This window comes from Rhizobium sp. Leaf384 (assembly GCF_001424065.1).
Classification (GTDB): domain Bacteria; phylum Pseudomonadota; class Alphaproteobacteria; order Rhizobiales; family Rhizobiaceae; genus Ferranicluibacter.
This window is the reverse complement of sequence record NZ_LMQE01000008.1, coordinates 1-13,839: the sequence shown is the minus strand read 5'-3', so window position 1 is coordinate 13,839 and position 13,839 is coordinate 1. Positions and strand designations below refer to the sequence as shown.

At 62.6% G+C, this 13,839-nt stretch carries 11 protein-coding genes; 7 read left to right on the top strand and 4 right to left on the bottom strand.

Features of this window, described 5'->3' with window-relative positions; translation table 11 throughout:
• Window positions 1-129 precede the first annotated feature (129 nt).
• From hslV to ASG25_RS17930, 6 genes are all read left to right on the top strand, one after another.
• Window positions 130-687 carry an ATP-dependent protease subunit HslV gene (gene hslV / locus ASG25_RS17955; RefSeq protein ID WP_062477221.1) on the top strand — a complete coding sequence of 186 codons (558 nt, stop codon included), beginning with the start codon at window positions 130-132 and terminating at the stop codon, window positions 685-687.
• A 3-nt stretch (window positions 688-690) separates the two neighbouring features.
• The gene (locus ASG25_RS17950; RefSeq protein WP_062477218.1) at window positions 691-1,239 is read left to right on the top strand and encodes a GNAT family N-acetyltransferase; all 549 of its coding nucleotides are present in this window, start codon (window positions 691-693) and stop codon (window positions 1,237-1,239) included.
• Window positions 1,236-2,543 (top strand): ATP-dependent protease ATPase subunit HslU, encoded by a 1,308-nt coding sequence (gene hslU / locus ASG25_RS17945; RefSeq protein ID WP_062477216.1) that lies wholly within the window; start codon window positions 1,236-1,238, stop codon window positions 2,541-2,543. The genes ASG25_RS17950 and hslU overlap by 4 nt, the downstream gene beginning before the upstream one ends.
• Window positions 2,544-2,819: 276 nt before the next feature.
• Window positions 2,820-3,698: a DUF1402 family protein gene (locus ASG25_RS17940; RefSeq protein ID WP_156379651.1), complete on the top strand. Its 879-nt coding sequence runs from the start codon at window positions 2,820-2,822 to the stop codon at window positions 3,696-3,698.
• 39 nt (window positions 3,699-3,737) lie between these two features.
• Window positions 3,738-5,132 (top strand): cytochrome P450, encoded by a 1,395-nt coding sequence (locus ASG25_RS17935; RefSeq protein WP_062477210.1) that lies wholly within the window; start codon window positions 3,738-3,740, stop codon window positions 5,130-5,132.
• A gap of 99 nt (window positions 5,133-5,231) precedes the next feature.
• A complete protein-coding gene (locus ASG25_RS17930) occupies window positions 5,232-7,394 on the top strand; it encodes a malate synthase G (protein WP_062477207.1) in 2,163 nt (720 codons plus the stop codon).
• 67 nt (window positions 7,395-7,461) lie between these two features.
• Here the strand turns inward: ASG25_RS17930 and ASG25_RS17925 are convergent, their stop codons facing one another.
• Window positions 7,462-8,133 (bottom strand): L,D-transpeptidase, encoded by a 672-nt coding sequence (locus ASG25_RS17925; protein WP_062477204.1) that lies wholly within the window; start codon window positions 8,131-8,133, stop codon window positions 7,462-7,464.
• A gap of 200 nt (window positions 8,134-8,333) precedes the next feature.
• On the opposite strand from ASG25_RS17925, the gene ASG25_RS17920 reads away from it, so the two are divergent.
• Entirely contained in the window at window positions 8,334-8,864 is a 531-nt protein-coding gene (locus tag ASG25_RS17920; RefSeq protein WP_062477201.1) for an MmcB family DNA repair protein, read from the top strand.
• Window positions 8,865-8,867: 3 nt separating this feature from the next.
• Here the strand turns inward: ASG25_RS17920 and ASG25_RS17915 are convergent, their stop codons facing one another.
• The 3 genes from ASG25_RS17915 to hrpB all read right to left on the bottom strand — a co-directional run bounded on the left by ASG25_RS17915 (window position 8,868) and on the right by hrpB (window position 13,368).
• On the bottom strand, window positions 8,868-9,458 hold the full coding sequence (locus ASG25_RS17915) for an ActR/PrrA/RegA family redox response regulator transcription factor (RefSeq protein WP_062477198.1): 591 nt from the start codon (window positions 9,456-9,458) through the stop codon (window positions 8,868-8,870).
• 97 nt (window positions 9,459-9,555) lie between these two features.
• Window positions 9,556-10,890, bottom strand: a complete 1,335-nt coding sequence (locus ASG25_RS17910) for an ActS/PrrB/RegB family redox-sensitive histidine kinase (RefSeq protein WP_062477193.1) — start codon at window positions 10,888-10,890, stop codon at window positions 9,556-9,558.
• The gene (gene hrpB, locus ASG25_RS17905; protein ID WP_062477191.1) at window positions 10,891-13,368 is read right to left on the bottom strand and encodes an ATP-dependent helicase HrpB; all 2,478 of its coding nucleotides are present in this window, start codon (window positions 13,366-13,368) and stop codon (window positions 10,891-10,893) included.
• Between the last annotated feature and the right edge of the window lie 471 nt (window positions 13,369-13,839).

The window sequence follows — 13,839 nt, the reverse complement described above, 5'->3', positions numbered from 1 at the left end:
CAGGAACAGGGGGTGGTGCGGCCGCCCGGGCCACCCTTTGCAATCGCTCGCGGCATTCTTACATAGATCGCGATATCCCGTCATCAAACGCCCGGCACCCTGGGCGGTGCGGAAGGCAACAGGACTTTCATGAGCGAACATAACCCCTACGGAACCATGCATGCGACCACGATCATCACGGTGCGCAAAGGCGGCCAGGTGGTCATGGCCGGCGACGGCCAGGTCAGTCTCGGTCAGACGGTGATGAAGGCGAACGCCCGCAAGGTGCGCCGTCTCGGCAAGGGCCAGGTCATTGCCGGCTTTGCCGGGGCAACAGCCGATGCGTTCACCCTGCTCGAACGGCTCGAAGCCAAGCTTGAGCAATATCCCGATCAGCTGATGCGCGCCGCCGTCGAACTCGCCAAGGATTGGCGGACCAACAAATATCTGCGCAATCTCGAAGCCATGATGCTGGTCGCCGACAAGTCGATCACCCTGGCGATCACCGGAAACGGCGACGTCCTGGAGCCGGAGCACGGCACGATCGCCATCGGCTCCGGCGGAAACTACGCCTACGCGGCAGCGCGGGCCCTAATGGATTCAGAGCGTACCGCCGAGGAGATCGCTCGCCGCGCCATGGAGATCGCTGGCGATATCTGCGTCTACACCAATGGCAACATCGTCGTCGAAACGCTGGATGCCGCTTGAGCCATGCTGTCAGACTGCTGGCTGAGCACGCCATCGGAGCCGGATGAACGATATGGATTTCGGCGCCTGCATCGCGCGGATTTCCCCCGTCTGGCTCAGTGGTTTGCAGAGCCGCATGTGAGGGCTTGGTGGGGCGCGGCGGAGGTCGAACTCGAAGCCATTGCGAGGGCAATGGAGACAGGAGAGATCCAGCCGATGATCGTCGAATGGGAGGGCCGTCCGATCGCTTATCTCCAGGCCTACGATCCGCACCGCGAAAGAGACCATCCCTATCGCGACCAGCCGGTGGCAACCGTCGGTATCGATATGGCCATCGGCGCGCCCGAGGATGTCGGCCGGGGGCACGGCGGCGGTATCGCCTTGCAGTTCGCCGCACGGCTTTTTGCGACAGGCGCGCTGCGGATCATCGTCGACCCGCATCCGGAAAATTCACGGGCGATCCGCGCCTACGAGAAATCCGGATTTCGCTTCATCGACCAGCGTCACAGTCATTACGGTCCGGCCTATCTCATGGCACTGGATCACCAAATTGAAGAAATGGACACACCATGACCACCTTTTCCCCCCGCGAGATTGTTTCCGAACTCGACCGCTACATCATCGGTCAGCACGATGCGAAGCGCGCTGTCGCCATCGCACTGCGCAACCGCTGGCGCCGGCAGCAGCTTCCTGACGAGTTGCGCGACGAGGTGATGCCGAAGAACATTCTGATGATTGGACCGACCGGTGTCGGCAAGACCGAGATCTCGCGTCGACTGGCCAAGCTTGCCGGCGCACCCTTCATCAAGGTCGAAGCCACGAAGTTCACCGAAGTCGGCTACGTCGGTCGGGATGTCGAGCAGATCATCCGTGATCTGGTCGAGGTCGGCATTGGCCTCGTGCGGGACAAGAAGCGCGGCGAGGTCAAGGCAAAAGCCCATCAGAATGCAGAAGAGCGCGTTCTCGACGCCCTTGTCGGCAGCACGGCATCGCCCGCAACCCGCGACAGCTTTCGCCGCAAGCTCCGTGAGAATGAGCTTGACGACAAGGAGATCGACATCGAGGTCGCCGATAGTGCGAGCCCCAGCGGCGGTTTCGAGATTCCCGGCATGCCGGGCGCGAATATCGGCGTGCTCAATCTGTCGGAAATGTTCGGAAAAGCCATGGGCGGCCGCACCAAGAAGGTGCGCACGACGGTGAAGGAATCCTACGCACTGCTGATCGACGACGAGTCCGACAAGCTGCTCGACAACGAGCAGATCCAGCGGGAGGCCGTACGCTCCGCAGAAAATGACGGAATCGTCTTCCTGGACGAGATCGACAAGATCGCGGCCCGCGACGGCGGCATGGGAGCCGGCGTCTCGCGGGAAGGGGTGCAGCGCGATCTGTTGCCGCTGGTGGAAGGCACGACCGTTGCGACGAAGTACGGGCCGGTAAAGACCGACCATATTCTCTTCATCGCATCCGGCGCCTTTCATGTCTCGAAGCCGTCCGATCTTCTGCCGGAACTTCAGGGCCGCCTGCCGATTCGTGTCGAGCTGAAAGCGCTGACGAAGGAAGACTTCCGCCGAATCCTGACGGAAACCGAAGCAAGCCTGATTCGCCAGTACAAGGCCTTGCTGGAAACCGAAGGTGTCCACCTCGACTTTTCCGACGATGCGCTCGATGCTCTGGCAGATGTCGCGGTGCATCTCAACGCCAGCGTCGAGAACATCGGGGCACGCCGGCTGCAGACAGTCATGGAACGCGTTCTCGACGAGATTTCGTTTGCTGCGCCCGACAAGTCGGGCGAGCATCTCCCGATCGATGCCGCCTATGTGCGCAAGCACGTCGGCGACCTCGCTGCCAACACGGACCTGTCGCGGTACATTCTCTGATGCTCACGACCGCTTGCGCTGCGCCTTCCACAAGCGCAGCGGCCTTGGGGTTGCTGTCAGGGGCAGACTGCAGAGGAATAGCCAAAGCCGCGACGGATAGGACGTTTGGCATGATTCCGACACCTTTACGCCGCATCACGGGCGCAACTGCTGCACCCTTTGGAGACTGAAGCCTTGCGCAAAATCGTTCCCGCTCTTGCCCTCGCCACGGCCGTGATCGCTTCAAGCCTGTTCGTTTCAGGCCTTGCGGCCTCGGGATCGCCGGCCAGAGCGGAGATGCACGTCATGCCGGAAGGCAACCGCAATGCGGAACAGCCTTCGGTGCCAGGCGCCTCGGTTCGTCGGACGAAGGCCGGAAAGTCGACCTTCGATGCCAAATACGAGAAGGTACGCCAGCTGCTTGCGACGGACAGCAAGTTGATGGGAAAGATCAAGTCGACCGCACGTGCTTATGGGATCGACCCGATCCACATGATCGGCGCGATCGTCGGCGAACACACCTACAATGTCGATGCCTACGATCGTCTGCAGTCGTATTATGTCAAGGCGGCGGCTTATGCCGGAGACAGCTTCCGTTTTGCATATGAAGGCGAATCGATCGCCGATTTCGTCGATCGCCCGCAATTCTCCGTCTGCGCGAACAAGAAGGGATCCTACGCCCTTTGGAGCTGCCGCGAGAGTGTCTGGGACAAGCAGTTTCGCGGCGAAACGGTCGACGGCACCGCGTTTCCGAACAACCGTTTCTCTGCCGTCTTCTTCCAGCCGTTCTACGCGGGTCAGACCTTTGGACTGGGACAGATCAATCCCCTGACGGCGCTGATGATGACCGACACCGTTTCGCGCGTTTCCGGCTATGATCGGCTGGACGAAAACAGCGCGGCCGATGTGTACAAGGCGATCATGGATCCCGACCAGTCGCTGGCCTACATGGCAGCGGTTATTCGCCACTCGATCGACGTCTATCGCTCGGTGGCCGACATCGACATCAGCAACAATCCGGGCATCACGGCAACGCTCTACAACATCGGAAATCCTGACCAGCGGGCGGCAGCGCTTGCCGCGAAGAACCGATCCGGCAGCATGCAGTGGCCGGAGGAAAACTATTATGGCTGGCTGGTGAACGAGAAACTGTCCGAACTGAAGGCACTTCTCTGACCCTCCAAGGCCCGCTTTCCCTTTTAAAGGCAGAGATCCATGGACATGATTTCCCGAACATTCGAGCCGCCGGCCCCCGTTCCTCGCGCTCGAGAACTTTCCAAGTTCGAGGTTCTCCGGACAGTCCTGCGCAATCCGCTCGAACTTTGGAGCGAGCAATCCTATACGCTTCCCTGGATCGAGACCCGGTTCGTCAACCAACAGACCTTGATCGTCAATGATCCCGGCCTCATTCGCTATATCCTGGTTGAAAACGTCGCAAATTATGAGATGTCGGAAGTGCGCAGGCTCGTGCTGCGGCCGATCCTGCGCGATGGTCTTCTGACGGCCGAAGGGCCCACATGGAAGCGGACGCGCAAGGCGGTGGCGCCGGTTTTCACACCACGCCACGCCAAGGGCTTCGCTGACAAGATGCTCTTGACATGCGAACGCTATGCGAGCCGGTATGCCCGGGCTGCCAGCGACGGTATTCCCGTCGATATCGCCACCGACATGACCGAGCTGACCTACAACATTCTGGCAGAGACCCTGTTTTCCGGGCAGATCGCCGCGGAAACCGAGGCCTTTACCCAAGACGTCGAGGCGCTCCTCGGCAGCATGGGCCGTGTCGATCCGATGGACATGCTGCTTGCGCCCTCCTGGATCCCCCGGATCACGCGTTGGGGAAGCGGAAAACTGATGCGACGCTTTGGCAAGGTCGTGACCGCCACCATGGAAGAGCGCCGTCGGCAGATGCGCGCCCATCCCGATACGGTGCCGCAGGATTTCCTGACGCTGCTGCTCGAGCGGGAAGGCCCGGACGGACTGCACGCCGACGAGATCGCGGACAATATCCTGACATTCATCGGCGCCGGCCATGAGACGACCGCGCGGGCGCTGGGCTGGACGCTCTATTGCGTCGCGCATCTGCCCGAATTCCGCACCCTGATGGAGGCCGAAATCGACCGGGTCATCGGGGACGGCACGGATCCGGTCGACTGGCTGGACAACATGCCGCATGTCCGCGCCGCGTTCGAGGAGTCCATGCGGCTCTATCCCCCGGCCCCCTCAATCAACCGTGCGGCCATCGCGGCAGACAGTTGGACATCGCCGACCGGCGAGCGCGTCGACATCGCCAAAGGCGTCTCGGTTCTGGTCATGCCCTGGACTCTGCATCGACATACGCTCTATTGGGAAAGTCCACGCGCCTTCATTCCGCAGCGTTTCCTGCCCGGCCATCGCGAGAGCCTGCACCGATACCAATATCTGCCCTTCGGCGCCGGCCCTCGAGTCTGCATCGGCGCAACCTTTGCGCTGCAGGAGGCCGTCATTGCCCTCGGTGTTCTGATGAGAGACTATCGCTTCGATGTGACACCGCAGACCCGTCCGTGGCCGGTCCAGAGACTGACGACCCAACCGCAGGGCGGTATTCCCATGCGCGTAACGCGACGGTGAGACGGCTGCGCCGGATACGGTATCGAGCGGAAGACGTTGACTTCGGCACGGGCGTGCGGACATTGCAGGGCACGCAATGGGACAGAGCGAGGAGACCTCATGAACCGTATCGACATACAGGGGCTGAAGATCGAGCAGGGCCTGCACGCCTTCCTCGTCAATGAAGCGCTGGCGGGCACGGGTTTGGTGCCCGACCGCTTCTTCGAAAGCTTCTCGGCAATCGTCCACGACCTCGCTCCGAAGAATCGGGCTCTCCTGCAGGTCCGCGACGCTTTGCAGGCCAAGATCGACGCGTGGTACCGTGAACACGGCGTCCCGGTGGACATGAAAGCCTATACGGACTTTCTCATGGACATCGGCTATCTCCTGCCGGAAGGACCGGATTTCACGGTTTCAACAGCGACGGTCGATCCTGAAATTGCCCTGATTGCAGGGCCTCAGCTGGTCGTTCCCGTGATGAACGCGCGTTACGCACTCAACGCTGCCAACGCGCGCTGGGGCTCTCTCTACGACGCTCTCTATGGCACGGATGCGATATCCGACGACGGCGGTGCTGAAAAGGGCAAGACCTATAATCCCGTCCGCGGCAGCAAGGTCATTGCCTGGGCGCGCAACTTTCTGGATTCCAGCGCACCGCTCGCAGGGGCGAGCTGGACCGATCTCCGCTCGATCATGGTGGCAGACGGTCGTCTGATCCTGAACGATGGTACGCTGGCGTTGAAAGACCCGGCCCAGTTCGTCGGTTTCACGGGTGATGCTGCAGCGCCTGCGTCGATCTTTCTCAGGCGCAACGCATTGCATGTCCAGATCGTCATCGACGCCACGACGGCCACCGGTGCCGGTGACGCTGCGCATATCTCCGATGTCGTGCTCGAATCCGCCATCACCGCGATCATGGACTGCGAGGATTCCGTGGCAGCCGTCGATGCCGACGACAAGACGCTGATTTACCGAAACTGGCTCGGCCTGATGGACGGCACACTTGCCGAAGATGTGTCGAAGGGGGGACGCAGCTTTACCCGCCGCCTTCACCCGGATGTCGCCCTGACGGCGCCCGACGGCAGCGAAACGACATTGAAGGGCCGGGCGCTGATGCTCGTGCGCAATGTCGGTCACCTCATGACGAACCCTGCCATTTTGGATCGGGATGGTAACGAAGTGCCGGAAGGCATCATGGACGCCATGATCACGGCCCTGATCGCCCTGCGGGACATTGGTCCCGCCGGGCGCCGCATGAATTCACGGGAAGGCTCGATGTATGTCGTGAAGCCCAAGATGCACGGCCCCGACGAAGTGGCTTTTGCCTGCGAGATCTTTTCGCGTGTCGAGCAAGCGCTGGGTATGGCGCCGAACACGATCAAGATGGGCATCATGGATGAAGAGCGCCGCACGACGGTCAACCTCAAGGCCTGCATTCGCGCGGCGCGTGAGCGTGTCGTGTTCATCAATACCGGTTTCCTCGACCGGACCGGAGACGAGATCCACACCTCCATGGAAGCCGGTCCGATGATCAGGAAGGGCGACATGAAACAGGCAGCGTGGATCGCGGCCTATGAAAACTGGAACGTCGATATCGGTCTGGCCTGCGGTCTTTCCGGTCATGCTCAGATCGGCAAGGGCATGTGGGCCATGCCGGATCTGATGGCGGCGATGCTGGAGCAGAAAATCGCGCATCCCAAGGCGGGCGCTAACACCGCCTGGGTTCCCTCGCCGACAGCGGCCACGCTCCACGCGACGCACTATCATACGGTCGATGTCGCCGACGTTCAGAAAGGTCTGAAGACCCGACCGCGCGCCAAGCTTGACGATATCCTGTCCATTCCTGTCGCAACCCGCCCGAACTGGACGCCGGACGAAATCCAGCGCGAACTCGACAACAATGCCCAAGGCATTCTCGGCTACGTCGTCCGTTGGATTGATCAGGGCGTCGGCTGTTCCAAAGTCCCCGACATCAACAATATCGGACTGATGGAAGATCGCGCCACCTTACGCATCTCCGCCCAGCACATGGCGAACTGGGTGCATCACGGCGTCGTCTCGGCAGACCAGGTCACGGAAACGATGCGACGCATGGCCGCGATCGTTGATCGGCAGAATGCAGGCGATGCGGCCTATCGCCCGATGGCGACGGATTTCGACACCTCCGTCGCATTCCAGGCAGCGCTCGATCTCGTCTTCAAGGGCCGCGAACAGCCCAATGGCTATACGGAGCCGGTCCTCCACCGCCGTCGCCTCGAACTGAAAGCGGCATCGCGCGCATGAGACGCACAAAAAAACCCGGAGCAATCCGGGTTTTTTCTTGCGCACCGAGATGCCGCGACGTGTTGGCTTACTGCTGCACGACGACCAGCGTGCCCTTGCCAGGGCGAACGCGCGAATAAAGATCGATGATGTCCTGGTTCATCAGGCGGATGCAGCCCGAGGACGCTGCCGTTCCGATCGAGTTCCATTCCGGCGTGCCGTGCAGGCGGAACAGCGTATCCTTGCCTTCCTCATTGAAGAGGTAGAGCGCGCGTGCGCCGAGCGGATTGCGCAGGCCCGGGCCCATGCCCGCTTCGACATATTGTGCGACGTCGGGACGACGCTCGGCCATCTCCTTCGGCGGATGCCATGTCGGCCATTCCTGCTTCCACGCGACATAGGCGCGGCCCTGCCAGGCAAAGCCCTGCTTGCCAACGCCGATCCCGTAGCGGACAGCCTTTCCACCCGGCAGCACGTAATAAAGGAAGCGGTTCGGCGTGTTGACCACGATCGTGCCGACCGGCTCGTTCGTCGCGTAATCGACGATCTGGCGATGGAAGCGCTGGTCCACACGGTTGATCGGAATTGCCGGAAGCGCATATCCGTGATCTTCGACAGGGCCGTAACCGTCGGAGAAGATCTGGTTGGTCGCAACGTGCTGGATCGGCATGTTGGATGTGGTGACAGGTGCCGTCGAGCAGCCGGCCAGAGCGACGCTTGCCAGAAGGCTGCACAGGAAGAATGCGTTGCGGGTGCGCATGAGAATCTCTTAAAAGGGAGCGAAGGACGGCTCGAGTGGTTCGACCATCAGCCACTATGCTTATTTTCCATTCGTCGGGTCCTTGCAAGGGAATGCGCTGCAGCATGAAGTTCCGCTGATTCAAATTCGGCGTGGATGGTTTTTTTGCAACAAAGACGCCTCTGTCAGGCGTTTGAAGCGCATGACACTGAGGAGTTGCCATGCCGATCGTTTCGCTCCACGCCACCACTCCGCTTGTCGACGGGCGGCAGTCTCGCCGCGCGATGCTCGTGCGCCGTGGCCTCCAGCGCTATCTCTACGACCTGCGCCACGCCGTGATGCCGGAACTGACGCTGGCGGGCGGCCGTCGGGCCGACCTTGCCTCGATTGCGCCCAAGGGCGAGATCTGGATCGTGGAGATCAAGACCTCGATCGAGGATTTCCGGGTGGATCGGAAATGGCCTGATTACAGGCTGCATTGCGACCGGCTTTTCTTCGCCACGCATGCGGAAGTGCCGCTCGACATTTTCCCGGAGGATTGCGGGTTGTTTCTGTCCGACGGTTATGGCGCCGACATCATCCGTGATGCGCCCGAACACCGTCTTTCCGCACCGCAGCGCAAGTCGGTCACCCTCAACTTCGCGCGCGCCGCCGCACAGCGACTGATGCTCGCGGAATGGTGTGTCGGGGGCGCCGGCGATGAGTCGCCCCTTTCGGAGATCATGTCGGGTGCACAGGACAGCGATCTCTGACGCTTACTTCGGGGCCCGCTTGGCAAGGATCCGCTGCAGCGTCCGCCGATGCATGTTCAGCCGCCGTGCCGTTTCCGACACATTGCGTTCGCAGATCTCGAAAACGCGCTGGATATGTTCCCAACGGACGCGATCGGCCGACATCGGGTTCTCCGGCAGTTCCGCCTTGTCGCCGTCGCTCTGGACAAGCGCATTGTAGACTTCGTCTGCATCGGCTGGCTTCGACAGATAGTCCACCGCCCCGAGTTTCACGGCATTCACGGCCGTGGCGATATTGCCGTACCCGGTAAGCATGATGATGCGTGTGTCATCCCGGCAGCTGCGGATCGCCTCGATCACGTCGAGCCCGCTGCCGTCGCCGAGCCGGAGATCGACCACCGCATATTTCGGCGGATGGCGTTTCGCCTGAGCGATGCCGTCTGCCACGGATTCTGCGATCTCGACCGCAAAGCCGCGCTGTTCCATTGCCCGGGCCAGACGGCGCACGAAGGGACCGTCGTCATCGACGATCAGCAGCGATGGATCGAGCCCGATGGCCTCGTCCAAAGTGTTTGAAGACGTTTCGCCGAGCCCGGCGTCCGCTTTTTCGCTCATGACGATCCCCTCTGTCCCGTCCAGGTCTCTGTTGCGCAGCTTCGTCTCATGCATGAATAGATAAGGACCCCCGCCTGAAGCGGAAGGGCATGTTCGTTCATTTCGCCGGCTTGGTGTCCATCAAGGACCGCGGCCATTCGACGCTGACGCGCGCGCCCGGCTTTTCGGGCCCGCCATTCTCGAACACAAGTGTCGCGCCCGACCGCTCCAGAAGCGTCTTGGCGATGAACAGTCCGAGCCCGAGCCCGCCTGCCGTATCGTCGCGTTGCCGCCGCGTGACATAGGGCTCACCGATCCGGCTGAGAATGTCGGGCGCATAACCGTCGCCATCGTCCTCGATCGTCACGGAAACGCGATTGGCGGAGTGTTCTACGGTGACGACCACCTCCGTCTTTGCATAGTCGACAGCATTTTCGACGAGATTCCCAAGCCCATAGAGAATGCCGGCATTGCGTGTGCCGACCGGTTCTCCCTTGCGACCGGACATCTCCACCAGCGTGATGTCGATGTCGAACTCCCGATGCGGCGCCAGCACCTCTTCGATCATGGAGGAAAGGGGAAGGTAGCGCATATGCGCCTCTTCGTTTGAAGAGAGCGTCGTCAGCCGCCGCAGGATGTCGCGGCATCTCTCGCTCTGGCTGCGTAGCAGCTGCACGTCCTCGCCGAATCTCGGATCGTTGCCGAGTTCACGCTCCATTTCCTTGGCCACCACGCTGATCGTCGCCAGGGGCGTTCCAAGTTCATGCGCGGCGGCGGCCGCCAGACCGTCGAGCTGGGACAGATGCTGCTCGCGCTGCAGGACCAGCTCGGTCGCGGCCAGCGCTTCGGCCAGTTCGCTGGCCTCCAGCGAAACGCGGTAGGCATAGAAAGCGGCAAACGCCGTGGTGGACACGATCGCGAACCAGAATCCGACCATCAGCGCGGGCGGCACGAGCAGCACGGCGCCATCATACCAGGGCAGCGGATACGGCGAGAAGGCAAGGGCGGTGACGCCGGCCACGGCAAGCAGCGCGAGGGCAACGCTGTACCATTTTGGCTGGGACGCCGAGGAGATGATGACGGGAACCGAAACGAGCGGGGCGAACGGATTGGCAATGCCTCCCGTCATGAAGAGAAGCGCCGTCAGTTGCGCGAGGTCGATGCCGAGAAGCGTGAAGGCGGCCACCGGATGCAGCCGATGGGCCGGGGGATAGCGCAGTGTCAGATAGATGTTGACGACGGCGAGGAGCGCGATCAGCAGGAAGCAGGCGATCAAGGGCATCGGAAATCGGAGCCAGAGAGCGACGATGATGATCGCGATCGATTGCCCGGCCACAGCCAGCCACCGCAACCGCACGATGGTCTGGAGCCGGAGGGACCGGCTCGCGGTCGGATCATCCGGCTCGCGCGATCCTGTCGCTGCGGTTTCCAGCGCCGTATCCTGATGTGCCATTCATGTCCCCCTCGGTTTGGCCCGCGCCGTGGGTGCGGCCTGTGCCGGATCCTCCGGCCAGGGATGCCGCGGATAGCGGCCCCGCATCTCGGCACGCACATCCTTCCAGGAACCTGCCCAAAAGCCTGGAAGATCCCGCGTCGTCTGGATCGGTCGCTGACCCGGCGATATCAACTCCAGGAGAAGGGGTATACGTCCGCCGCCGATCGCCGGATGTACGGTCAGCCCGAACAGCTCCTGCACCCGGATCGAGAGAACCGGCTCGTCGGCATCGTAGCGAATCGCATGTCGATTGCCGGTCGGTGCTTCGAAATGCGTCGGCACGAGAACGGACAGATCGCGCGCCGCGCCCTGCGGAACCAAGGACTGCAGCCCTTGCGTGAGACTGCCGGGCTCGATGTCGCTGAGAGCCCGTGCATTGGTCTGGAACGGCACGAACCAGTCGCCGAGGCGGTCGAGAAGCGCGGCATCGGAAACATCAGGCCAGGGGTCGCCCAGTCTCCGGTGCAGAAAGCCGATTCGCTCTCGAAGCTGGCGACCTTCTTTCGAGAACGGGAGAACGTCGACCCCCAGCATCTGCACCCCCTCTGCCAGCGCCAGCGCGGCATCCGGGCCTGCCGGCCGCGTCAAGGGCGTCTCTTCCAGAACGATCGCGCCGATCCGCGAGACGCGCCGCGCCCGCACCTGACGGCTCTGGCGGTCGAAAAACGTTTCGTTTCCCGTTGTGATGGCGGAGGGGAGATGGTCGACGATATCCTCCCGACGGATCTCGGCCGCTGCCAGGATCCGGTGCCGCCCGGCCGCCCCCGTGAGATCCGCGATGACGAGCATGGTCGCCCCGGACAAGCGCTCGGTTTCCGGCACTTCGGCGCCTCGCCCATTCGCCATCACGAATCGCCCCCGACCACCGCGCTGAAAGGCAATCCGATCGGGAAAGGCCCTGATCAGAAGGGCACCTGCGAGAACCTGTTCCGATGAAGCGGTCCGCCGAACGCCAAGGTCGGACGCCATCCGCTGCGCAAGCCCCCGTGCCGCCTCTCCGCGGGGACTGCGGTCCGTGCGAAACTGCCGCAGCCGGTCTTCCAGGTCGATCGAGGTGCCGCCCAGACCCTGTTCCGTCAAGAGGACGGAGAGCTCGCAAGCCGTCATTCCCTGTCCCTCCGACGCCGCGCCCACGGCCATCGCTGCAAGCCGCGGCGGCAAGGCGAGCTCCCGGATCGTCCGCCCGGCTTCCGTCAGCCGGCCCTCGGCATCCAGGGCGCCGAGAGCCGCGAGCAGCGTCCGGGCCTCGCGCCAGGCTGGGCCCGGCGGTGCATCGAGAAATTCCATCGAGGAGGGATCGGTTACGCCCCAATGCGCCAGATCGAGCACGAGTCCCGAGAGGTCGCTTGCAAGGATCTGCGGCGGCGTGAAAGCGGGCAGCGCGGCCGTCTGTCCCGGATGCCAGAGGCGGATGGCGATGCCGGGCTCGGTGCGTCCCGCGCGTCCGGCGCGCTGGTCGGCAGAGGCCTTGGAGACACGAACGGTTTCGAGGCGCGTGATGCCTGTGCCCGCCTCATGGGCCGGTAGCCGCTGCAAACCGCTATCAATCACGATCCGCACACCGTCGATGGTGATCGAGGTCTCGGCGATCGAAGTCGCGAGCACGACCTTGCGCTGCCGGTCCGGAACCGGCCTGATGGCGCGGTCCTGCTCGGCCTGGCTCAGCGTCCCGTAGAGCCCGATGACGTCGGTCGTTGCGGGCAACCGATCCTGCAGCCGTTCGATCGTCCGCTTGATCTCGGCCTGTCCCGGGAGAAACGCCAGAATGGACCCGTCCTCGCCGCGATGCGCCTCGATGATCGCCCGCGCCATGGCATCTTCGATCCGCTCGTTCGGCAACCGGTCGCTGTGGCGGATATCGATTGGAAAGCTGCGGCCGCGGCTCTCGATGATCGGGGGATTGCCCAACAGCGCCGCGACCCGAGCGACGTCGAGCGTCGCCGACATCACGAGAAGGCGCAGATCTTCCCGCAGAGCGCGACGCACGTCCAGGGCCAGCGCAAGACCGACATCCGCATCAAGCGACCGCTCGTGGAACTCGTCGAAGAGAACCGCCGCTACGCCCTTGAGTTCCGGGTCGTCGAGCACCATCCGGGCGAACACGCCCTCCGTCACGACTTCGATGCAGGTCCGGGCCGTGACACGGCTGTCGAGCCGCATGCGATACCCCGCTCGACCGCCGACGTCCTCCCCGAGAAGCGATGCGATGCGGCTGGCCGCAGCCCGGGCTGCCAGGCGCCGGGGCTCGAGGAGGATGATCCGTCCGTTTCCGCGCCACGGCGCATCGAGCAGAAAGGGGGGCACGAGCGTCGTCTTGCCGGCACCCGGGGGGGCCGACAGAATGGCAAGGCCGACGGTCGAGAGGGCTTCGCCGATCTGATGCAGAACGGCTTTGACGGGAAGATCGGGAAGGGAGGCAAGGACGGAAGCGGTCATGGCGCCACTGTATAGAGTGCTCCGGTAAAGTGCACACCTCGGGAGGGCGGCATCCGTCGATCATTCATACCCGCAGCGCCAAGGCGCAGATCCCTCGAGCGGCTGCGCGCTCTCCGCCAAAATAGAAAAACCTGCCCGGACCATCACGACAGGTGAAAAACCTTCTGTCACAGGACCTTAGAAAAAATGTCATTTTTTCGAAACATCCCTGTTGACGAACGGGCGGGGGTAGCCCTATAACCCGCCTACCAACGAGGGCGGCGGCGCTGCTGGCGACCGACGAACTCGCTCTGAAGTTTCTTGACTTTTTGGGCGTGATGGGAGGTCTTGGGCGGGAAGCCTGGGCTCTTGTGTGGGATGATTTTGCGGTGTCTGGCTTGAGGGTCGGGTGGCTGCGGACGGGACGGGACTTTTGGTTCGGTCGGTTATTTGACAATTGAAGATGAGAAAGAGAAACGTGGGCGGCGGAAG

Bases quoted from the DNA above. Each gene is read 5' to 3' on its own strand.
- ASG25_RS17925 (WP_062477204.1), bottom strand. From the start codon at position 8,133: ATGCGCACCCGCAACGCATTCTTCCTGTGCAGCCTTCTGGCAAGCGTC.
- ASG25_RS17920 (WP_062477201.1), top strand. From the start codon at position 8,334: ATGCCGATCGTTTCGCTCCACGCCACCACTCCGCTTGTCGACGGGCGG.
- ASG25_RS17950 (WP_062477218.1), top strand. From the start codon at position 691: ATGCTGTCAGACTGCTGGCTGAGCACGCCATCGGAGCCGGATGAACGA.
- ASG25_RS17930 (WP_062477207.1), top strand. From the start codon at position 5,232: ATGAACCGTATCGACATACAGGGGCTGAAGATCGAGCAGGGCCTGCAC.
- ASG25_RS17935 (WP_062477210.1), top strand. From the start codon at position 3,738: ATGGACATGATTTCCCGAACATTCGAGCCGCCGGCCCCCGTTCCTCGC.
- ASG25_RS17910 (WP_062477193.1), bottom strand. From the start codon at position 10,890: ATGGCACATCAGGATACGGCGCTGGAAACCGCAGCGACAGGATCGCGC.
- hslU (WP_062477216.1), top strand. From the start codon at position 1,236: ATGACCACCTTTTCCCCCCGCGAGATTGTTTCCGAACTCGACCGCTAC.
- hslV (WP_062477221.1), top strand. From the start codon at position 130: ATGAGCGAACATAACCCCTACGGAACCATGCATGCGACCACGATCATC.
- hrpB (WP_062477191.1), bottom strand. From the start codon at position 13,368: ATGACCGCTTCCGTCCTTGCCTCCCTTCCCGATCTTCCCGTCAAAGCC.
- ASG25_RS17915 (WP_062477198.1), bottom strand. From the start codon at position 9,458: ATGAGCGAAAAAGCGGACGCCGGGCTCGGCGAAACGTCTTCAAACACT.
- ASG25_RS17940 (WP_156379651.1), top strand. From the start codon at position 2,820: ATGCACGTCATGCCGGAAGGCAACCGCAATGCGGAACAGCCTTCGGTG.